We start from the raw sequence: 22,084 nt of genomic DNA, 5'->3' as shown, positions 1-22,084 counted from the left end.
GGTATGANCCAATACNGNNACACTATTNTTNTTGAANTTTTTANNTGTCCGCACNACCTACTCCAANTCAGTAATAGTNACATTNCGAAAACGTACAATATTGTTGGTACGGCCGGTCTCTTTCAATAANTGACTGCCATGATGCTGCAAGCCGATAAAACCTTCACTGTCCTTNNTGTCTCGAACATGNGTNGTCAGAACGCCATTGACNTANATTTTAATATCACTTCCCCGGCACTCGATTCGGTACTTGTTCCACTCGAGATGGCGGTAGGCGTTGGCCATNTCATCGGTCCANCCNGNCAGATAGNTTTCTTTAAAATCTTCATCGGGTTCAGANCGNGTNGNGTGNACCGGGTGNAGCCACTGGCGACGAGCCTGNTCATAAAGCCCGCCACTCCANTTNCGATCACTCGGATCAACNTCGGCCTGATAGCCCATNGCCTCNNGCNNATCTCTCGGTCGTTTTNACCTGGCCTCTGAACATTATGCCCGAGTTGCTGTATTCGTTGACGTCGGGCATGATCACTTCNGCCGTCAGAATAAAATCTTGGTAGCGTTTTTTGGTNGNCAAGAACCANTTACCGGTTGAGCGAAGTATCAACTCGCCGTTTTCGACTCGAGCGTCACCATAATCATAAATATTCTCAAAATGACTCAGGGAGTCATCGATTANGTTAGTTGAACCNGGCTCGGCTTTCTGTTGCGTCGAACAGCCAGCAATCGAGATTGTTGCAAGAAAGATAATTATTAATTTTTTCATGACTAAGCCGTCCATATTTAGGANAACTTTAGATATCCAANGAGCGNATTCGGACACCACAAAGCGGTAAGGCCACCTTANCGCTTTACCTGACTGCTTGCAATANACAATATNGNAACTTTACGTTTCCCCACAANGCACTNCTGCGGCNCTGAAGCTNAAAGCAAAAAACCGAGGCCTGAATGACAAGCCCCGGATAAAGTGTGCACATCCCTGTTAATCCGACTGGCTTCCACACTGGGCAGCTACCCCAAGTGAGAGAGAGAGAACACGNGTAGCCGCCAGATTCCTAGAAATTGAGCTTGAGCTTCACCCCCGCATAACGCTGTGCGGCACGNGGCACCTGNTGGGTCAGCACGCTTTCCCCNCCAAATANNCCTTGCGACTGTCCGGCTCCGCTCACATAGGACTCATCGGTCACATTNTTGACAAANAGGGTCAGNTTGTAGGCATCGTCCTTATCGCGAATGCCGACATTCAGATTNAATATNCCGTAAGCNTCCTGATAGGTCGTCGGGTCATTNAGCAGACTGAATCNAACNTCATCCTGCCACTGATAAGAACCGTTGATGAAGCCATCAAAAGGCAGGTCNTCAAAGCGCCAATCATAATTCGCTCCNAGNGTNACTTTGAGATCCGGCGAGTTATTNAGNTCGGTGCCACTCAANTCCTGCTTNNCATCNNCNCAGCCCTGNGCTTCNGTCTGNAGGNCATANCAATCNGCNCCNGTNAACTCNTCGATNTCCGCNTCGATCANGGCNANNCCCATATCNACNTGAAGATTNTCAGTCAAAAGTGCGANTGGCNTCNANNTCAANNCCGGANGTNTGNANATCNCCCACGTTATTCAGCTTNAATTCAANCGTCTGAGTNTCCGNNTNNGTNACNGTACTTTGCGCCTGAAANCCCTCATANGAGGTTGAGAACAAAGTGGTNTTCAGCTGAAGCCGACGGTTCAGGAAGGTACCTTTCATACCAAGNTCGAANGAGTCAGAGGTCTCTGCACCTACCGGAGANTCAGCAGAGCTCTCNGAGAAGGAACTGGTAATGTCATANCCCTCACCTTTATGNCCCTGACTGTAGCTACCAAAGAACATCAGATCACCCGCAGTGAANTATTGGAGGGACAANTTCCCCAAAACCACATCATCTGNAGATGTGCCNGTNANAGGNTCATCTCCCGGCCNCAGGAAACTCACACCAATATCTTCTTGATGGTAGCGCAGNCCACCAATCANGGTCAGACTGTTGTTGATCGAATACTTACCCTGAGCAAACACNGCNGCAATCTCGTTGTCCGCNTCGGCGCTCCAGTCAGCNACNAACACGGGGCCTCGCTGGAACCANCGGGNATTATCCTTTTTCTCAAAGTACAGTCCCGCCACGTAGTCGAANTTATCGTATGCNGGAGANGTCAATCGAAATTCTTGCGTCAGAAGATCNGTCTCATAACCAGATGATTGATTCAGCTCAAAGGTCTGAGTCGCATCAATATCTTGAAAAAACGTATACTCCCACTTCCGAAGCCCGGTGATGGACGCCAGAGNGTGTTCACCCAGATCGTATTCGGCCTTCAGCGTGGTTGACCAGTCGTCGGAGGTATTTCGCGGCTCGGCATCTATTCGAACCTGGTCGTTCTCTCTTGAAGGTGTAATACCTTCCAGCCATACCGCTGGAGGGTCGTCATTAATATTGCGAGCGTCGGGCGACACATAGTTGAAGGGCGACGCACAGCAGTTATCTTCCGATTCATTGATATCCGCAATTAGCGTTAGCGTAAGGTCCGCGCTCGCATCCCAGCGGAACTTTGAACGGAGGCCTTTGCTTTCCTTGCCATTAATGGTGTTTCCGGTATGCAGATTTTCAACATGGCCTTCATAATCTGAATGATAGCCACTGACCCGGACACCCAGAGTGTCGGTTAACATTCCAGACGCCGAGCCCAGAACTCGAACCTCTTCATCGTCAGTCGCGCTCAACTCGATCGTTGCTTCCGGGTACTCTGACGGCTCTTTGGTCGTAATATTGATCACACCAGCAGACGCGCTCTTTCCGAACAGAGTGCTCTGCGGCCCGCGCAGCACTTCTATTCGTTCAACGTCCACAAGATTCGAAAAAGCCTGAGCACTCGCGGCGACGGGGACATCGTCGATAATCACCGCGACACTGGGCTCAATGCTCATGCCGAATGCAAAAGTACCAATACCCCGCAGTGCGATCGGGCTGTTGTTCGCCTGATCACCCTGCGTAATGGTCAATGACGGCGATACTTTGGTCAGGTCGTTAAAATCGTTAACGCCCATATTCTCCAGACTTTCGCTATCGATGGCCGATACCGCTACGGGAATGTCCTGGGCGCTCTCCTCCCGCTTCTGGGCGGTGACAAGCACTTCTTCAAGCTGCGGTTGGGCCTGGACTGCGCTGGGAAAACCAATACCCGCACTCAACAGACCAACTGCGATGCTGAGTCGCTTTTTTGACAGGATGTTTACGCTCATAACTAACGCCTCATTTATTTAATATTTGAGCGTCAGTGGGAACTTCGCTGATGCCAACGCCGCTACAGCTCTTGTGGACAACCGCTTTATCCAAAGCGCCACAAACTACCCGCTGCAACATCCTAACGGCGCCCCAAAGACGCCTCTTGGCTGATTGAAGTCTCTCCTACCCCTTTTGTGGTCGAGCGACGAGGACAGAATTACCGACCCTCATGCTGACTGCGTGTTTGCGCATGCTCGCCAAGGCCATANGGCCAAGTGGTAAGGCCACCTTAACCCNNCNAACNTNNGGAGTCAAGCANTTGCTTGTACTTTTTTTGAACAAAAAATGANCGNTAGNGCAAATTACAGNGTATNGATAGACCGAAGAGGGGGNNNACNGGAANGAGCCNNAGGTGCACNGNCANGTTGAGGAGTNCACCTTTATTAANGGCNTATGGGATCAGTCGTCTTCGTCTACAGAANCAATGNTGCCAGCNCCGTCATCCAANAGCGCCCANTCCCGCTCCAACGCCCTTGANATATGGGCTCTCATNGCATTCTTTGCGGCAANTGGNTCCCGGTTTTTCANCGCATTAAAGATTCGGCGATGCTCNTTCACAGAAGGGTGCACNCCCTCNTCNCGCACCCTCTTGTGAAACAGNGTGCTNATCTCGGACTCATTCCTGAGCTGCCANNACCACCTNACGGTGGCCGCCAGCGCACTGTTTTGGGAGGCTTCNGCGATNATNCAGTGAAANCGCTCATCGGCNCGCTCCGTCACACTCCCNTCANCCCCNTCGTNTTCCATTTCCCGCAAGGCAAGCTCNAGNTCCATTANTTGCTNNTGGGTAATCCGNGCCGCCGCCAGCGCCACCGTNTCGGTNTCCANGCANCGNCGGGCNTCAAGGATCTCAAACGGTCCCGGCCCNTCATCCCNAACCTCCAGNTCNTGNGGCGAGCGCTGCTTGACCACGTAGATCCCACGCCCGGTNCGGATCTCCACCAGTCCGGCAATTTCCAGGGCAATCATGGCCTCACGAATAGTGGGCCGACTGACATCAAATTTAACCGCCAGGTCCCGCTCGGANGGAAGTCGTCCGCCCGGTTTGATTTTTCCGGCTTTGATCTGCGACTCGATTTGACCGGCGACCTCGAGGTAAAGTCGACGGACTTTGACTGCCTGTATTTCCATTGGCGCTGCTCTATTGNGTTGGTTAACATATCTGGTGGTCAGGCCAACAATAATCGCATCAGTCTGCTCTCGAGTCAATCCNTCCCTGGNTACNTNCAACNCCNTTACCAGTTATACATGGTGCCNTCTTCCAGACGNTTGACNGGCAAGTANGCCGGACTGTANGGATATTTTGCGGCCAGCTTTTCATCAATATCTACACCATGNCCNGGGGCNCTTCCTGCGTANANNTAGCCTTTATCGAAGNGGTAGTCGTGNGGAAACACCTCGTCNGTCTGNTCGGTNTGGCGCATATACTCCTGGATGCCAAAGTTTGGNACCCAGGTATCAAAGTGCAGNGCGGCNCCCATACAGACGGGAGAAAGGTCTGTCGCGCCATGACTGCCCGTACGGACCTGATACAGNTCCGCCAGATTCGCAATTCGCCGAAGGTGNGTGATACCACCNGCATGCACCACCGTGGTGCGAATATAGTCAATCAGNTGCTCGGTGATCANTTGTTGACAGTCAAAGATGGAGTTGAAGATTTCCCCCACNGCCAAGGGNGTTGTCGTNTGCTGACGGATCAGGCGGAANCTCTCCTGGTTTTCCGCGGGAACAGAGTCCTCCAACCAGAACAGGCGATAGGGCTCAAGATCCTTGCCCACGCGAGCGGCCTGAATCGGTGTCAGCCGGTGATGGGCATCGTGAAGCAAGTGGTGCTCGAAGCCGAATTTCTCCCTGAGCTTATCGAAAAGCTTAGGGACATGNTTCATATATTTCTCAGTGGACCAGACGTTTTCNGAGGGTAAATCCGAGTCNGCCGGCTCNTAGTACATTTTCTCTTTGGCGACCCCATAGGTGGAGGGAATNCCNGGAATNCCGGACTGGGCACGAATGGCTTTGTAACCAAGATCAATATACTTGGCCACCTCATCCACCGTCTCCTCAATATCCACGCCATTCGCATGNCCATAAACCATCACNCCATCTCGTGACCGTCCGCCAAGCAACTCATAAAGCGGAAGTCCGGCAATTTTTCCTTTAATATCCCACAGNGCNGTATCGATACCGGCAATNGCGGTCATGGTAACCGGTCCACGACGCCAATANGCACCTCGATACAGGTACTGCCAGATATCTTCAATCTGTTGAGGNTCTCGCCCTATCAGACAGGGAAACAGATGATCCTCCAGATAAGAAACNACCGACAGTTCACGTCCGTTAAGTGTCGCATCGCCAATCCCGTATACACCCTCATCAGTCTCGATCTTTACGGTCACGAAGTTTCGACCCGGACAGGTCACAATCACTTTACAGTTTACAATTTTCATAAAAATAACCACTTTAACAGGTATTACCGAATATCAGCCGGGCCAGCTTTTGGAAATGTACGTTGATACACTTTCAAAAATAGGCCAAAAAAGGGCGCACCAGAAGATATGAGTACGCCCGTCAAGGGAGATCAACTGTTACCTACAAATCACGCTGCTCGTGATAGAAGTTTTTAAGCACATCAAACGCCATTTTCTTTTCACCGGTTTCAGAAATCAGACCTTTGCGATTGTAAGTCTCATGGATTCCATTCAGCTCACGAAGGTGGGAACGAAAATCCGTCAGAATCCANGGGGACATGCCTTTAACCGCTTCACTTCGTTCCAGCATGTCCACTTGAGCCCGGTACACTCTGGCCTGATACTCCTCCGACCAGATGACGCCCTCTTCGGAATGGAATCCGGCTTTTGCNCCCGCCCCAAACTCAGAGATGATCATCGGCTTGCCAAAGACGTTATTGAATCGCATTTTTGGCATCAACTTGAACATAGTNTCTCGAATCAGTCCCTCATCTACCCCGAGCTCGGGGGCAAAAAAGGCGGAGTAATACCAGCCGAAATACTCGTTGTAACCAACAATATCAACCACTTCACCCAGCTGGTCTTTGATCATGACCGTAACCACATCATTTTTGTCGAAGTCGTCAGGCGCGGTCTTTTCAAACATTGCTCTCAGACGATCCTTCTCTGCCTCGGGAAGCTCTGAATCATGTATCAGCGAATACAAAAGATGGTTACCNACCTCTTCAAACTCCTTNGAAAAGTCACCGATCAGAGCCGAGGCGATCAGGCGATCACTGGCATCCAACGACCTCGCGGTTTCAGCGAGCCCCTTGAGGAAATCCAAACGCTCCTGGGACTGAGGAAAGGTCTCATTGGCGATAGACCACATGACGATNGAGGCTCGATTCAAATCCCGGGTAACATTGTCGCTAATNTGAGCTTGAGCAACCTGTTGCGTGTGTTCGTTATCCCAGTCAATCANGGAGACAATGGGAATTTCACTCCANACCATCAANCCNAGNTTATCGGCCATTCTGACAGTGTGCTCATTNTGNGGNTAATGNGCGAGACGNACNAAGNTNCCACCCAGNTCTTTAATCAGCTTCATCTGNACTTCGGCATCNTCNGGNGAGTTGGCCATCCCCGCNCGCAGNGGNGTTTCTTCATGCATGCTGATGCCATAGAGCTTTACNGGTTTACCATTAAGTACGATGTTCTGACCCTCGGTTTCGATGGTTCTAAANCCTATCNNGTCNTTGATCTCACGCCCGTCATAGCTGATTTTCACGTCATANAGTTTCGGGTTTTCCGGGCTCCAGAGTTGAAGATCGGCCTGGGCGCTGAACTCAGCGCGTCCGTTNTTACCCACAGACACCNTCTGTTTGACACCCGCTTCGGGGATTTCTACCGTCACAGCCCCACGNTGAACGTTATCGGACAACTGAANCCAGCCCNTGATCTCCCCNCTCTCCCGNTCATCCAGGTATACGTGATACTGGCTGACATGCTTTTCAGGCAGCGTCAGCAGGTTTACATCGCGAGTAATNCCNCCGTATTTCCANAAATCNGAGGTGCGCATCGTCGGGATGGTNCTGTCGTCCANAAAAGCATCGACGCGAACGATAATCGTATTCTNTCCGTCTTTGATGTGGTCTGTNACATCAAAATTGAATGCGGTNTAGCCGCCCTCATGTCGACCCACCAGCTCGTCATTGACGAACAGGTCNGTGACATAGTTGGCGCCACCAAAATGAACGAAGTACCTTTTTCCCTCTTCCTTATCAANCGGCACAATTTTGTGATAGAACATTTTTCCGCGGTAGCGATCCAGATCGACACGCTGGCTGTTCCAGTCACCGGGAACCTTAAGCTGGCTNCGATCATCAAACGAGGTTTCTTTGAGCTCCATGCCGGTGAGCTGGNCTCGGTTCAGGTCATTGATGTATCCACCGATTCTCCAGCCGATGCCCGCTTCATCCACTTTNATGTCCCACATGCCGTTGAGGGAGCGACGCTCGCGACCGTAGATATTGGTCAGCAATGGCGCGGGNTGCGGGTAAACNTCTGCATCAGGAAAAACCGAGAAAAACTCNTTATCCGAGTCGTNTTCGTCACCGCCTTCAGCNGCCCCTACNGAGGCCGCCACCACCCACAAGCAGCACAAGGCCGCTCGCAGTAGCTGTTTCTGTATCTCACCCATGGTTATAACCTCACCTGTTGATTCCGGCCCTACAGGTCGGAAACTGTTATTTTCGAAGATGGCCAAACCACCCGCTGCCTGGTGGCCTGACCACTTTACCATGATGATCANGTGANTCCCAAAAGTCAACCNGTTTTTGAGGAAAAATGACCGAAGGAATGGAAGNTATAAAAGGNATAGAGAGGGGCGCTCAGCCTTCCTGGCGNCCCATAGGTGACCAGTAGCTGTGCCGANGCATCAATAGATCAGGCCCAAACCAAACTCAAACCGCATGGNTCAAAGNTGCGCCCCACAAAAAAATAGTATTTATNTCATCTATAAACATGTTGACGACACCCTNCNTNCTGGTATTATGGCCAAGTGGTAAGGCCACANNTCAGGCCACTGCGACGCCGACCCGTACGCCGACGTCTATAGACGACCCGTGAGAGAGCATTCACGGAGCTCGACAGTNTCGATATACCTAGTCACTCGGAGTCAATATGAAAATTGTTAATTGCAAGGTTATTGTAACCTGCCCTGGCCGTAACTTCGTTACCGTCAAAATCGAAACGGATGAAGGGGTTTACGGTGTAGGGGATGCGACCCTTAACGGTCGGGAGTTGGCCGTTGCCTCATACCTTGAGGATCATCTGTTTCCCTGCCTCATCGGCCGGGACCCCCAGGATATTGAGGACATCTGGCAATACATGTATCGCGGNGCTTACTGGCGCCGGGGTCCCGTTACCATGGCAGCTATNGGGGGTATAGACATCGCGCTTTGGGATATCAAAGGTAAAGTGGCAGGACTACCACTCTATCAACTCCTGGGCGGCCGTTCGCGCAATGGCGTTATGGTTTACGGACACGCCAACGGCGTCGATATTGAGGAAACCGTCGACGAAGTCGCCAAGTTCATCGACATGGGATATAAAGCGATCCGAGCTCAGTGTGGNGTTCCCGGCATNCCTTCCATTTATGGGGTGACCGAGGACAAGATGTTTTATGAGCCTGCCGATGTTGGCCTGCCTGACGAGCAGGTTTGGTCNACCGAAAAGTACCTGAACCATGTGCCCAAGNTGTTTGATAAGCTTCGGGAGAAGTTTGGCTTTGAGCATCATTTGTTGCACGACGCCCATCANCGCCTGACNCCCATTGAGGCGGCNCGCTTGGGTAAAGACCTGGAACCCTACCGCCTGTTCTGGCTTGAAGACGCTGTACCGGCGGAAAATCAGGANAANTTCCGGTTNATCCGCCAACACACGACAACNCCNCTNGCCGTCGGGGANGTCTTCAACTCTATCTATGACTGTCAACAGCTGTTCTCNGAGCAGTTGATTGATTATATCCGGGCCACCGTCGTTCACGCTGGCGGCATCACCCATTTCCGCCGCATTGCCAACCTGGCCGANCTGTACAATGTGCGNACCGGTTGTCACGGCCCCACAGANCTNTCNCCNATTTGCATGGGAGCGGCACTACATTTTGATACCTGGGTTCCCAANTTTGGCATTCAGGAGTANATGCGGCACACAGAGCAAACGAACGAAGTGTTCCCGCACGATTATCATTTTGAGGATGGTTACCTTCACGCNGGCTCCGCTCCGGGGCATGGCGTNGACATTGATGAGGAACTGGCCGCTCGCTACCCCTACAAACGCGCCTACCTNCCGGTAAANCGNCTTGAAGACGGCACGCTTTATAATTGGTAGTTACTTTGGATAAGGCTGGCTTACCAGGCCAGCCTTCCGATCCCTTTACAGCGANTCNTGGCTNCATGANAGGAGCTGTANNGGTGGCATTACAAGCAAACAGGCTTTTGACTATGACAACCTCTTCAAACNTCCCGAANGAGTCACNCACTCCTGTTTTGATCGTGGTAATGGGNGTGTCAGGATCTGGCAAGACAACTCTTGGAANGGCGCTGGCGGGCCACCTGAATTGGCGCTTCCTGGACGCCGACGACTTTCACAGCGCTGANTCTCGTGCGCACATGGCNTCNGGAAAGCCCTTGACCGATGACATGCGAAAACCCTGGATATCGGCTATCTGTCAAGAGCTNAAAGANCACGCCGAAGACAACAGGCCAGCCATTCTTGCTTTCTCCGGTCTTAAGAAATTCCACCGCGAGCCTTTGCGTCACTGCGGTTTAAACGTGATATTCCTACACTTGACCGGTGAGCGGGAGACNTTGGCGCAACGTATGCTCGCACGTAACGATCATTTTATGCCTCCCAGCCTGCTGGATAGCCAACTGGAAACCTTGGAGATCCCGGCAGATGAAGAAGACGTTTTCTCGCTAGCCATTGAANNGCCTTTGGAAGATCTATTGATTCAAGCCGAAAAANTGGTNAACNAACACGGCAANTCCTAACGTTGAACAACGAGTNTATCCACCCCGGTATCTCAACAGCCCANCGCNTCNATAANACCCGGAAGCGCCNNNNCNTCANCCAGGTTCNNTGTCGCGAGACCNGCNTAAGGCATATGGCGCTTCATAGNGTGNTTNTGCCGGTGTATCAATAGGTCAAACCTGCACCAAACTCAAACANAGCATAACCCTCTGGCTCAAGATAACCGGGAACATCTGANCGATTGGTCTCCACCGCCTGCTGNGAGATGGGGATGGTAAANGGAAGCTTCCCGGTGGGNGCGAACCGNCCCTCCACAACATCCATCAGCGCCTCCATGGANGTNCCAAAAGTCGCCACAACTGTGTTCAAGGANCCCTGATCAATCTCATTGATCACCCANGGATTGCTGAAGTTGATCGCTACCACCGTGGGCTTNTCTTGCAGCGCTTGATTCACGCGCTCTACATCGACACCGTTCTCGCCAAGCCTGAGGTCAATTGAGNCACCCGTGGAGCCAAACAGGCCACCGTTATTGGGGAGCAACCAAAGCACCACGACATCCGCCTCTTCACGTGTGCGCACAAACTCAACNTCCCACGGATGGGACATCGGAGCGAAGACTTCACTGGGATTGCCACCTTTCAAATCGTCCCGATAACGCTCCACATAAACCTTGGAACCGGATNTCAGCGGAAGGAGCGAATCGTCATTACGCAGAAGCACTATGGATTTGCGCAATGCGAGGTCGGCCCGCTCCTGATGCTCTTCACTGCCCACGATCCTCTCTGCATAGCCGGGATCCACATAAGGGTCCTCAAACAGTCCCAANGCAAACTTCTCCGCCAACAAGCGCCGAACGGAGTCATCCAGACGGGCTTCCGAGACCAGCCCGCTCTTCACGGTTTCGAGCAAACTGGCCGGATCCGCCGTTCCGGAGAAGAGGTCAACACCGGCGTCTAGTGCTCTGCGGTAGCGCTCCGGCAATGACAGGGACTCCACTCCCCAGGGCATCATTTCGATGGGGCCGGTATCCGAATTGATAATCCCCTCAAACCCCATCTGCTCCCTTAACAGTCCGGTCAAGACCCGCTTGTTGTAAGCAAACGCCACCTCTTCAAAATCTGTTCCTACCGGCTTCGCGTAGTACGGCATAATGGATGAGGTTTTGGCCTCAATGGCCGCTTTGAACGGCTTCAGATGGTAATCGAACATGTCGCCAGGATAATGCTGATCCTTGCCCCAGAAGAAGTGGGGGTCCTGCCCATCAACCTGAGGGCCGCCACCGGGAAAGTGTTTAGTGGTCAGGGCGACCGAGCCTTTCCCCAAATTCTCTCCCTGGAAGCCCAGGGTCACCTCACGGATCATGTCCGCTGCCAAGTCGGCGTTCTCGCCGAAGGTCCCTTCGACACGTTCCCAGCGCGGCTCCGTGGCGAGGTCCGCCATGTACATATAGCCCTTGCGCAGCCCGACCGATGCCCACTCACGGCCGGCAATTTCAGCAAACTCACGGGTCAACTCAAGGTCCCGCATGGCAGCGAGCCCCAGCTCACCGGGCCAAGTGGAGAAGGTGGTGTCGCCCAGACCAACCCCCATAGCGTTATCTACCGTTACATGATTACGCGGGTTGGATGAAACGATCACGGGAATTCCCAAACGGGTACCTTCCGCGACCGCTTGAACGTTGTTGGCCCACTCTGCGATTAACCGGGGATCGGCATTGGTACGCAGAATCAGATGTCGGAGGTGGCGCTCCTCTATTCCCTTCGTGGTACCGGAAAACATCAGCATCGGCTCGGGTAGAGGCTGCCGAGTGAAGAGATTCATCTCCATGACGATGTCCTCCTCGGACAGGCCACTCGTCACCTCTCCACCCCCATCCCTTAAGCCGAAAGCACTCCCGCCGTCCATACTCACCGAGCTGATCAGCATAAAGCCAACCTTCTCCTCCAGCGACATTTTGCCGACCAGGTCCTCGACCCGCTCAGCGGTAGGTCGGCGCCAGTCTTCATAGGTGTCCAGCGCCCCATTCTTATTCAGGTCTTTGAATTGATAGCCGTCCACACTGAGCAATTCACTGTTTCGGGCTTCCAGCTCAGGTTGACTGTGGCTTTTCTGAGGTTCTTCAACTGACGATTTTTGACCGCAAGCGGCGATCGTGACTGCCAGCGCGACGACAGCGAGTCGAGCCGAGCGTGAGCAGTTACCGATGAGGACGTCTTGGATTCTCTTCATAGCCTAACCTACCGAATTTGGTAATCATTGAGGGTAAAAGACACACCAGTAGTGCGCCTCCAGAGGTAGAGCGTTTCGGCAGGATAATTCGATATTGGTCCGACGGTCAACTGGTAAGGCCAAAAGCCTAATAGGCTTCTGCCCGTCGGATTGCGCGCTAACCCGACCTACGGGGTCTGCGCAATCTCCGAGTAGGTCGGGTTAGCGAAGCGTAACCCGACAGAGGCCCCGGGCTAAGCGGTCAGCGGCCAGCCCAGAATCAGCACCACGATGGTCGAAATACCAATCACGACATTCATCGGCGCCCCGACCTTCAGGAAATCGGTAAAGCGGTACCCCCCCGGGCCGTAGACCATCAGGTTGGTCTGGTAGCCCAACGGCGTGGCAAAGCTGGCGGAGGCGGCAATCATCAGGGCGAAAATATAGGGCTCAGGGCTCAGGCTCGCTTTTTCGGTGATCTCAAGCACCACCGGCAGCATGATGATGGCCGCCGCATTGTTGGTAATGCACTCGGTGAGAATGGAGACCGATATATAGACCATCAGCAGAATCAGCCAGGGATGACCACCGCTGAGACTGACCAGTGTCTCCCCGAGCAACCGGGCCACGCCGGTTTTATCCAGTGCCACCCCCAGCGCAAAGGACGCGGCAATGGTCAGCAATACCGTGATGTCCAGGCTTTTCTGGGCCTGAGGGGCGGAGCAGCAGCCGGTAATCAGCATGGCGGCAGCGCCCAGCAGGCCCGCATGCAGAATCGGCAACAGGCCGGTGGCGGACACCAGGACCACGGCGAGCAGAATGCCCCAGGCCAGGTACGCCCGTTGATGGCGCGGCGCCTCGGTCTGCAGGTCATTGATCAGCAGGAAGTCCTTGTTGTACTGCTGGCGACTGACAAAAGCCGGCCGCGCTTCCAGCAGCAGGGTGTCACCGGGCTTGAGCTTGATGGTGCCCAGGTTGCCCGGTACTCGTTCACCGTTGCGGGCCACGGCGAGCACTACCGCCCCGTATCGCTCCCGGAACTGGGAGTCCCGGATGGTCTGATTGATGCAGTTACTGTGGGGGGAAATCACCGCTTCCACCAGGCGCCGTTCGCTGTGCTCCCTTCCCAAGGTCGGCTCACCATTGGTGGAGGCCACAATCCCCTTGATCCGCAACAGGTCGGAAATCGCTTCGGTATTACCCGCGAAAATCAGCCGGTCGCCCGCCTGCAGAGGCTCTTCCGAGCCTACCGCTGGCACGATGGCTCCGGCGCGCTCGATCTCCACCAGGTAAATCCGCTTCAGGTTACGCAGGCCCGCCTGGACGACGGTCTTGCCCACCAAGGGCCCATCGGCGGCCACGGCCACCTCCAGAGTGAACTCCCGCAGGTTCCCGAAAATTTCCTTTTCCCGCCGATCCGGCAACCAGCGGGGGAAGAACACGATAATGAAAACCAGGCCGATGATCGCCACCGGCAACGCCACGGCGGTAATCGAGAACAGCGAGAACCCAGCCTCTCCGGTCATGGACTGGTACTGACCGTTGACCACCAGGTTGGTACTGGTGCCCACCAGCGTCAGAGTGCCCCCCAGAATGGCGGAGTAACTCAGGGGAATCATCAGCTTCGAGACGGGAACGTCAATGCGCTTGGCCCAGGCCCGCAGGGCCGGAATCATGGTGGCGACCACCGGGGTATTGTTCAGAAAGCCGCTGAACAGCGCGACCGGGAAGGCGACCCGCATCTGGGCGCGCCGGACGCTCTTCGGCTCACCGAGCAGATAATGCACAATCAGCTCGATGCCTCCCGAAGCGTGAATACCGGTGGCCACCACAAACATGGCGGCCACGGTGATCAGGCCGCTATTACTGAAACCGGAAAAGGCTTCCGACGGTGTCAGCACACCCGAGACCAGCAGGATCACCATCACGCCAGTCATGACCAGATGCGGGCCAATGCGCGTGAAGATAAGAGTGCCCAGTGCCCCCAGGGTCAGCGAAAGGGACAACAAGCCTTGCCATTCCATACAGTCTCGTCCAGATTAGGGTGATAATGCCCGCGAGCATAACCAAAGCGGGTTCTAAGAGAAAATAGTTATTGGCTCTAGGGTTATAACACTGGAGCATATACGCATCCAGGTTTGCCGACCCTTCGTACTGGCTGGACAACCACCCACACAAGGAAACTTTCATGGCCTCTCTTCGCAGTGTATTGCGCACGGCCGCTCTTCGCGGGCTGGTGCTGTTGAGCGCCCTGATCACCCTGCCCGGCACGGCCGCCGAACTGGATATCGAGCTGACCAACCCGCCGGCTGACGGCCCCCTCTACGTCCTGTTGTTTGAGGATGCCGACACCTTCGGCAGCCTGCGCACCGCTCAGTACCGGGAGCGCTTTGTCGCCGGACAACCGATTCGGCTGTCCGTCCCGGAAGGCGACTACGCCGTCCTGCTGTTTGTGGATGAAAACGGCAACGGCGAGTTGGATCGCAATTTTATCGGCATTCCCCGGGAGCCCATTGCCCTGTCCAACAACTATCGCCCCAAGGGGCCGCCCAACTTCAATCGGGCCCGGCTGACTCTGAGCGACGACGCGCCCACGCAACAGACCCTCTCCCTGAGCCAGATACTGGGCGATACGGGCCAGTGGGGCGTCGGCATCGGCGCAGTCGGGCAGACCTCGCCCTACCGGGGCAGCACCAAACAGCCCGGCACGGTGATCCCCGCTATCGTCTACATTGGTGAGAAACTGCAGTGGACGGGACCGCGTATCCGCTACACCCTGGCGGGCAGCACGGACTGGCGACTGGCGCTTCAGGGGGATTTACGCCTGGGCGCTTACGAAGAGCAGGACAGCCCCTTCCTCGCCGGTCTGGGTGATCGCGACACCACCCTGATGCTGGGGTTGGCCTGGACCCGTGAACTCCCCGCCGGTATCGATTTTACCGTCAGCGCCAGTCAGGACCTGTTCGACCGCTCCGGCGGCCAGCAGGCGGAACTGTCGCTCAGTCGCGGTTTTCAGTGGGGGAATTGGCGACTGTCACCGTTTGTGGGGTTGAATTGGCTGAGCGCCGATTTGGCGGACTACGAGTTTGGCGTGCCGACAGAGGCGGCCACCGCCGAGCGGCCCGCCTATCAACCGTCTTCAGCCGTCAACCCGGAGGCCGGGGTGACGTTCTTTTACGAAATCACCCAGGGGTGGCAAATGGTGGGGAATATTGGCGTGGAGCAACTCGACGACGAGCTGACCGATAGTCCGATTGTGAATGAGGAGCGGTTGATGAAAGGGTTTGTGTCGTTGACCTATACGTTTTAGGTGTTGGAAAGCATGGGGGAACGGCGGATGCGGCCTGCGGCCTCCGATACGTCGGACCGATCCGCCCTACCCAACCTTGCGTAGGGGCTGAGCGCAGCGATTGAACCGCGCACCCGCCGTAACCTGCCTCAATGCTCGTGGTCGTGCTCGAACGCCCCTTCAAACCCGAGCCACGCTACTTTGGCCGGCGTAACGTCCAGGTTGAGAACCGTCTCGACCGCACCGGATTCCAGATCCACTTCCACCACCGTGTTGGCCACCGGATCCGTAATGTAGACCAGATGACTCGCATGGGACACGCTCATCACCGGGCGCAAGTCTTCCGCCAGACCACCCAGGTCGCTGGTGACGGCTTCGATTGGCTCAAGCACCGCCCAGCCATCGGCGATTTCAAGGCGAATCAGATCACCGGTGCTATCCAGCACCAGAAAGTGTTCACCCTCGGCATCGAACCCGTAGCCAATGGCGGTACGCTCTGACTCACCGCGCCAGTCAAGCGGCTCTATGCTGTCCGCTTCCGGATCAATAAGATAGAGCTCTTCCGAAGCAACACCCACCAGTATTTCTCCCTCGGACATTCCATAGAGCGAACCGATGCGTCCCACAAAGCCTTCCGGATTGGCGATTTTCTCGCCGACGAACTCGCCGTTTTCCTCGTGAATCACCAACACACCATCCGTGCAGCCAAAGGCGACACCGTGATGCCACTGGGCACTCCCGTGCAGTCCGGGACAGAGCGTTTCGAAGGTCTGTTCGAGTTCGTACTCGTCATCGTGCCAGTGGTAACGCGCTACCTGGTTGGGCAAGGTGGTGCTGTCATCATTGGCATCCCGGACAGTGGCAAACAGGTACTCTCCAAACTGCTGCGCTGCGCCGTGCTGGTGAGTGTCCAGGGTCAGCCATCGGCCACTGCCATTGTCGGCCATATCGGCTTCGGAAAAGACCCCGACCTCAGCCGCCTCGCCCTGATCGGCATTGCCGTCATAGAAAATCACCGAACGCTCGCCACCGGTGGTGAAGTGGGTCGGGCGTGGACCCGGCGCCGAGAAGTCGGCAAAGCTCGGGGAGGTGATGGTGTAATCCCAGTGATCATCGTGATACTCGTGAATCAGACCCGAGTCCACCGCGTTTACTTCACCCGCATCCCGCTGCAACATCACACCAAAGCGATGGTTCGCGCTGGCGTATACCGCCGAAGCCGGATTATTCAGTTCGTAATGGGCCAGCTCGTCGCCGTCATCCAGATCATAGAGAACCACTTCGGCCTCATCGTAGGCGGCTACCAGTAACCGGCCTTTGGTTTCGGGCGCGTCACCATGGGCTGAACCATGATCATCATCGTGATCGTCGGAATGATCTTCCACCGGATCGCGTTCCACAATCTCGGTGCTGCTGCCACCGCAGCCGCTCAGTACCAACAGTGAGCTCAGGCACAAAGCGGTTGAAAGTCCGTGTTGCCAATGCATGTTTGAAACTCCTGTTGTTCGATTATTAAATTGTTGGTTGCGTCGGGTGACGGCGGATGCGGGCTTTGCCCTCCGATACGTCGGACCGATCCGCCCTACGCAAACTGCCGTGCTATCCGTAGGGGCTAGAATCGGGAGCGCAGTCCTACCGCCAGCGAACGCGCCGGTAATGGCGCCTTGTCTTTCAAAAATGAGGTGTGCGGACGGGCTTCGGTGTCCGTGAGGTTGTTGCCCTGGACATAGAGGGTCATGGTCTGCGCGGCCCACTCCCAGTCGTAACTCAGCTGGGCATCCACCAGGGTGTAACCGTCGGACTCCGTTTCCAGATTGGCGGTGCGGTCCTGATCGAAGTAATGTTGCGCGCCCAACTCCGCCCGCCAACCATTGAGGCGATACTCCAGTTGCGCTCCGAGACGCAGTGGCGGAATACGCGGCATGGCTTCGCCGCCATTCAGGGTGGCGCGGGTGTAGTCGCTCATCAGGGTCAGACGCCAGGGGCTGGCCACCTGCCATACCAGTTGGCCTTCCACACCGTACAGGCGCGCGTCGCGGGCGGTGTAGTGATACACCGGTAAGGCCTCTTCCTCCTCATGCTCTGCCTCGCCGTGATCGTGTTCATCGGCGTGATCGTCCTCGGCTTCCAGGCCCGTGGCAGACAGATAGTAGAAATCATCCATCTGGTTGTAGAAGGCGTTCAACGTGAAGCCCACATCACCTTCAAACTTGCGCAGAGTCAGATCGATGTTGTTGGACGTTTCCAGCTCCACCGCCGCCGGACTGACCTCGGCGTGAAAGTGCCCATCCGCCTCTTCATGCAAGTCATACAGGGCACCGATTTCATAACTGCTGGTACCGATATGGGGGCCAAAGGAGTACAGCTCGGCCGCCGAAGGCGCGCGTTGCGCCCGGGACAGTGACAGCCCCAGGTTGTAACCCTCGGTGAAATCCCACACCGCACCGGCAGACAGGCTGAACGGTTCAAAGGTCTGTTTCACTTGATAGGCGGCCAGCAATCCGGGTTGATCTTCCATCGGAACCGTCACCTGATCGGCGGACAGTTCGACCCGCTCAACCCGCGCCCCCAACTGAACCTGTACCGGGCCAAAGTGCCGCTCCTCCATCCAGCCCAGCGCCAGGCTTTCCGTTTCCGAGGGCGGGGTGAAGGCCTCAGCGCCCTCCGCAGAAAAGTCCTGATGCTTGTACTGAAGACTCCAGGCACCGCGCCATTCGGCCACCGGATGATGAAACAGCTCGGCGCGCACTTCCCGGCTGGTATTGGCGAAGGTGGTAAGAGGCACACCCTCTTCAATTTCCGAATGGCGATAATCGGTATAGCCTAGGCGGGTGTTCAGGGCACTGAACCAGGCGTGATCCAGACTCAGCTCGCTGATCAGCTGTACCCGATCCTGCTCCAGGTCGGCGTACACATCAACGTCGCCCTCGCCTTCATGACCGTGGCCGGGAATTCCGTAGGTTCTCTCCAGCCGTCCGACAGAAACACCCACAAAGCCGTTATCCAGTAAATAGCTGGCACCAATATTGGCGCCCTTGGCCCGGTACGCGGAGTTATCCAGGCGCCCGTCAAACGCTTCGTCGGCATGATCTTGCTCATGACCAGCCTCGTGCTCTTCACGCTCAGCGGCTACCGGAATCCGGTAATCGTTGGACTCTCGCCAGAAACCATCTGCATGCGTGGCCCAGGAGCCCGCCCCTCCGGTAACGCTGCCGCTGACCAGTTTTTCATCCGCCACATTGTCATGTTTCAAATGCCACTGGCCGGACAGCTCATTATCCGTCGGCACCCGGCCGTCGACGATATTGACCACCCCGCCGATCGCTCCGCTGCCATAGAACAGAGTGGCCGGGCCGCGCAGCACTTCCACCTGCTCGGCGGTCGAGGTCTCCGTGGTCACCAGATGATCCGGCCCGACCCGGGAGACATCGCCGGCATCCAGGCCATTCTGGGTGATCAACACTCGGGGTCCACTCAGGCCCCGAATCACCGGGCTGCTGGCGACGGGCCCAAAGTAACTGGTGTGCACCCCCACCTCATTCTTCAGGGTTTCCCCGAGCGTGGAGGCCTGCTGACGGGCGAGGGTATCACCGGCAATCACATTGACTGGCTGGGCGGACTCCAGGGTGGAGGCGTGCCAGGGCAGTGCCACCACTTCGATCACTTCAATGCGGGTGGGCCGCAGCCGGATGGTCACCGGCCCCTCATCGAGATCGACATGCAGCTGCTGATGCACAAACCGGGGCGCCATAATATGCAGCTCCACTTCGTCACCACGCAGATCTTCCAGTGAAAAACGACCGGCGGCATCAGTCAGGGCCTGGCGGTTACTGCCCACCCATTCAACCACCGCGCCGGCCACCGGCTGGCCATCGGCATCCAGCACCGCGCCGGTCAGGGTTTCCGCCAGCGCACTTGGGGAGACCAATCCAGCCCACAACAGCCCAATACCACTCCATTGCAACCAGTTCTTCTGCACAACAACCTCCGGGATAGGTAACTCGCTTAGTTTTGTTATGGTATAACATAACTAAACAAATGAAAATCCCTCCCCGTTGTTTTGCTCGACGCCCCTTTTTGAGTCACTGAACAGTGCAGAAGATTTATGCGCCAATATTGATCCACTCCCCGCCACAGAAAACCACGTCCGGAACCCATCACAGCGCCTGAACATGCACCAATCTGAACCGGCTCCGCACTCCGACAGCGCGGCAACTCAAGCTTCCGGATCAGCCACCTCCGCCGCCCGATTCGAAAACATCTTTAAAAACAAGGCGTTAAAAAATTATTTTATTTGGCATAGGCATTGCAACTTCAGCCCCGGTCGCGCTGCGTGTTAGTTATCGACCTCGCGTGTTCAAGCACAACAGATGATCACCCCTGCAGCGCAATGCGTGCCCCAAAGCGGTTCACTCCCCTCGGGCATGCCCCTGACAACCCGGCCCCATACTCTGGATTGATGTCTTATGAGCCTGAACAAACTGAACCCGCTGGATTTTTCCCAGCCCGCCATCCGGGTCCTGCACCTGACCTGGTTTGCCTTCTTTCTGTCGTTTGTGGTGTGGTTCAGTCACGCCCCTCTGAAGCCCCTGATCACTGAAACCCTCGACATGAGCGGTGCCCAGTGGAAAGCGCTGCTGATTCTCAACGTCGCCCTGACCATCCCGGCCCGCATCGTGATCGGGATTCTGGTGGACAAGTTCGGCCCACGAAACGTGTTCTCCGGGCTGCTCGCCTGCTCGGGGTTGTTGTGCCTGGCCTTTGCCGCCTCACAGACCTTCGAGCAATTGGCGCTGACCCGTTTTCTGCTCGGCTTCGTCGGTGCCGGCTTCGTAATCGGTATCCGCATGGTGGGCGAGTGGTTTCCCGCCCGGCAGGTTGGCCTGGCGGAAGGTATCTATGGCGGCTGGGGCAACTTCGGCTCCGCCGCCGCGGCCTTTACCCTGCCCACCCTGGCCGTAGTGGTATTCGGCAGCCTCGGTGGCTGGCGCGCAGCCATTGCCTGCACCGGCCTTATTGCCATTGTCTACGGTGGCATTTTCTACTGGCGCGCGCGCAACACCCCCAAAGGCTCCACCTATTTCAAACCAAAAAAATCCGGCGGCCTGGAAGTCTCCAGCAAGCGTGATTTCTGGTTCTACATCGCGATGAACGTCCCCATGTACGCCATCCTCGCCGTACTGGCCTGGCGCCTGGGCCCGTCCAACATCAGCCTGCTCACCCAGAGCTCGGTCTACCTGATGTACCTGGTCCTCCTGTGCCTGTTCATATTCCAGTTCAGCCAGATCTATCGGGTGAACAAAGACATGCTCAAACACGGCGTACCGGAGCACGACAAGTACGAGTTCAAGCAGGTCGCGGTATTGAGCTGGGCCTACTTCGTCACCTTCGGCTCCGAGCTGGCGGTGGTCTCCATGCTGCCGGCCTTCTTTCTGGAAACCTTCACCCAACTGAGCCTGGCCGAAGCGGGCATGCTTGGTGGCGCCTTCGCCTTTATGAACCTGGTGGCCCGCCCGGGCGGCGGCTGGATCAGCGACAACTTCGGGCGCCGACGCAGCATGTCCATCTTCATCGGCGGCCTGGCGGTGGGTTACTTCGTCCTCTCCCAGGTCGGCGGCGGCTGGCCGGTGTGGCTGGCGGTAATGGCGGTGATGTGCTGTTCTTTCTTTGTCCAGGCGGGCGAAGGCGCGGTGTTTGCCATGGTGCCGTTGGTGAAGCGTCGCATGACCGGCCAGATCGCGGGCATGGCCGGCGCATACGGAAACGTGGGTGCGGTCACTTATCTGACGGCCTATAGCTTTATGGATGCGAGCACGTTCTTTCTGGTGATCGGCGCCTCGGCTGTAGCGACCTTCTTCCTCGTCCAGATGCTGGCCGAACCCAAAGGCCATATGAGCGAGATGATGGCCGATGGTACTTTGCAGAAGATTGAGCTGACTTGATGCTTGGGCTTATTAGGTTGTAGGAAGTCCGGGTCGGAGCGGGGTGATTGGCGTAGGTCGGATTAGCGCAGCGTAATCCGACAGAATGACTCCGGGGGTAAATTGTCGGATTACGCTGCGCTAATCCGACCTACTCGAAAAGCCACCCTCTCCGAGAGTCTCCAAAGGCCTCACCCTGTCCCGCCCCTCAATGCCAACGAATGGACTTCACTACCAATCTTCTACAAATGCCAGATAGATGGCACGGAGGGCGCTCGTGGGGTATACCGTTTGTAGACTCTCGGAGGCAGGGAGCCGACGAGAAGCCTACAGGAATGTATTCACGGCGGGTCTACAAACGGTATACCCCACGAGCGCC

12 protein-coding genes and 2 pseudogenes are annotated in these 22,084 nt (G+C 55.7%); 4 read left to right on the top strand and 10 right to left on the bottom strand.

What is annotated here, in order from left to right; all coding sequences use genetic code 11:
• Positions 1 to 57: 57 nt before the first annotated feature.
• From CMG77_RS15715 to CMG77_RS02095, 6 genes and pseudogenes are all read right to left on the bottom strand, one after another.
• The gene (locus CMG77_RS15715; protein ID WP_353743440.1) at positions 58 to 441 is read right to left on the bottom strand and encodes a 3-keto-disaccharide hydrolase; all 384 of its coding nucleotides are present in this window, start codon (positions 439 to 441) and stop codon (positions 58 to 60) included.
• On the bottom strand, positions 419 to 763 hold the full coding sequence (locus tag CMG77_RS15710; protein ID WP_353743439.1) for a 3-keto-alpha-glucoside-1,2-lyase-like domain-containing protein: 345 nt from the start codon (positions 761 to 763) through the stop codon (positions 419 to 421). Before CMG77_RS15710 ends, CMG77_RS15715 begins: the two co-directional genes overlap by 23 nt.
• 785 nt (positions 764 to 1,548) lie before the next feature.
• Positions 1,549 to 3,261: pseudogene (locus CMG77_RS15705) on the bottom strand (TonB-dependent receptor).
• Between the two features lie 442 nt (positions 3,262 to 3,703).
• Positions 3,704 to 4,435 (bottom strand): annotated as a pseudogene (locus tag CMG77_RS02105) (FadR/GntR family transcriptional regulator).
• Between the two features lie 104 nt (positions 4,436 to 4,539).
• The gene (manD, locus tag CMG77_RS02100) at positions 4,540 to 5,748 is read right to left on the bottom strand and encodes a D-mannonate dehydratase ManD (protein WP_286903528.1); all 1,209 of its coding nucleotides are present in this window, start codon (positions 5,746 to 5,748) and stop codon (positions 4,540 to 4,542) included.
• 142 nt (positions 5,749 to 5,890) lie between these two features.
• Positions 5,891 to 7,660 carry a glycoside hydrolase family 2 protein gene (locus CMG77_RS02095; protein WP_502691732.1) on the bottom strand — a complete coding sequence of 590 codons (1,770 nt, stop codon included), beginning with the start codon at positions 7,658 to 7,660 and terminating at the stop codon, positions 5,891 to 5,893.
• Between the two features lie 773 nt (positions 7,661 to 8,433).
• Here CMG77_RS02095 and manD (CMG77_RS02090) point away from each other — a divergent pair.
• On the top strand, positions 8,434 to 9,642 hold the full coding sequence (manD, locus tag CMG77_RS02090; RefSeq protein WP_286903527.1) for a D-mannonate dehydratase ManD: 1,209 nt from the start codon (positions 8,434 to 8,436) through the stop codon (positions 9,640 to 9,642).
• A gap of 65 nt (positions 9,643 to 9,707) precedes the next feature.
• The gene (locus tag CMG77_RS02085) at positions 9,708 to 10,304 is read left to right on the top strand and encodes a gluconokinase (protein ID WP_353743437.1); all 597 of its coding nucleotides are present in this window, start codon (positions 9,708 to 9,710) and stop codon (positions 10,302 to 10,304) included.
• Between the two features lie 145 nt (positions 10,305 to 10,449).
• Here the strand turns inward: CMG77_RS02085 and CMG77_RS02080 are convergent, their stop codons facing one another.
• Together CMG77_RS02080 and CMG77_RS02075 are read right to left on the bottom strand one after the other, a co-directional pair.
• Positions 10,450 to 12,066, bottom strand: a complete 1,617-nt coding sequence (locus CMG77_RS02080) for a glycoside hydrolase family 3 protein (RefSeq protein WP_502691731.1) — start codon at positions 12,064 to 12,066, stop codon at positions 10,450 to 10,452.
• Positions 12,067 to 12,749: 683 nt separating this feature from the next.
• Positions 12,750 to 14,519 (bottom strand): SLC13 family permease, encoded by a 1,770-nt coding sequence (locus tag CMG77_RS02075; RefSeq protein WP_286807384.1) that lies wholly within the window; start codon positions 14,517 to 14,519, stop codon positions 12,750 to 12,752.
• 164 nt (positions 14,520 to 14,683) lie between these two features.
• Between CMG77_RS02075 and CMG77_RS02070 the strand changes: the two genes are divergently transcribed.
• Positions 14,684 to 15,805 carry a MipA/OmpV family protein gene (locus tag CMG77_RS02070; RefSeq protein ID WP_286807383.1) on the top strand — a complete coding sequence of 374 codons (1,122 nt, stop codon included), beginning with the start codon at positions 14,684 to 14,686 and terminating at the stop codon, positions 15,803 to 15,805.
• 128 nt (positions 15,806 to 15,933) lie between these two features.
• Here CMG77_RS02070 and CMG77_RS02065 read toward each other — a convergent pair whose 3' ends face one another.
• Together CMG77_RS02065 and CMG77_RS02060 are read right to left on the bottom strand one after the other, a co-directional pair.
• A complete protein-coding gene (locus CMG77_RS02065; protein WP_286807382.1) occupies positions 15,934 to 17,271 on the bottom strand; it encodes a hypothetical protein in 1,338 nt (445 codons plus the stop codon).
• A 125-nt stretch (positions 17,272 to 17,396) separates the two neighbouring features.
• The gene (locus CMG77_RS02060) at positions 17,397 to 19,763 is read right to left on the bottom strand and encodes a TonB-dependent receptor (protein ID WP_286807381.1); all 2,367 of its coding nucleotides are present in this window, start codon (positions 19,761 to 19,763) and stop codon (positions 17,397 to 17,399) included.
• 487 nt (positions 19,764 to 20,250) lie between these two features.
• Here CMG77_RS02060 and CMG77_RS02055 point away from each other — a divergent pair, with 487 nt between their 5' ends.
• A complete protein-coding gene (locus tag CMG77_RS02055) occupies positions 20,251 to 21,726 on the top strand; it encodes an MFS transporter (RefSeq protein WP_286807380.1) in 1,476 nt (491 codons plus the stop codon).
• Positions 21,727 to 22,084 lie beyond the last annotated feature (358 nt).

The organism is Marinimicrobium sp. (assembly GCF_002695945.1).
Taxonomy (GTDB): domain Bacteria; phylum Pseudomonadota; class Gammaproteobacteria; order Pseudomonadales; family Cellvibrionaceae; genus Marinimicrobium; species Marinimicrobium koreense.
This window is presented reverse-complemented; position numbering and strand designations above follow the sequence as displayed.

Bases quoted from the DNA above. Each gene is read 5' to 3' on its own strand.
- CMG77_RS02075 (WP_286807384.1), bottom strand. From the start codon at position 14,519: ATGGAATGGCAAGGCTTGTTGTCCCTTTCGCTGACCCTGGGGGCACTG.
- CMG77_RS02070 (WP_286807383.1), top strand. From the start codon at position 14,684: ATGGCCTCTCTTCGCAGTGTATTGCGCACGGCCGCTCTTCGCGGGCTG.
- CMG77_RS02065 (WP_286807382.1), bottom strand. From the start codon at position 17,271: ATGCATTGGCAACACGGACTTTCAACCGCTTTGTGCCTGAGCTCACTG.
- CMG77_RS02055 (WP_286807380.1), top strand. From the start codon at position 20,251: ATGAGCCTGAACAAACTGAACCCGCTGGATTTTTCCCAGCCCGCCATC.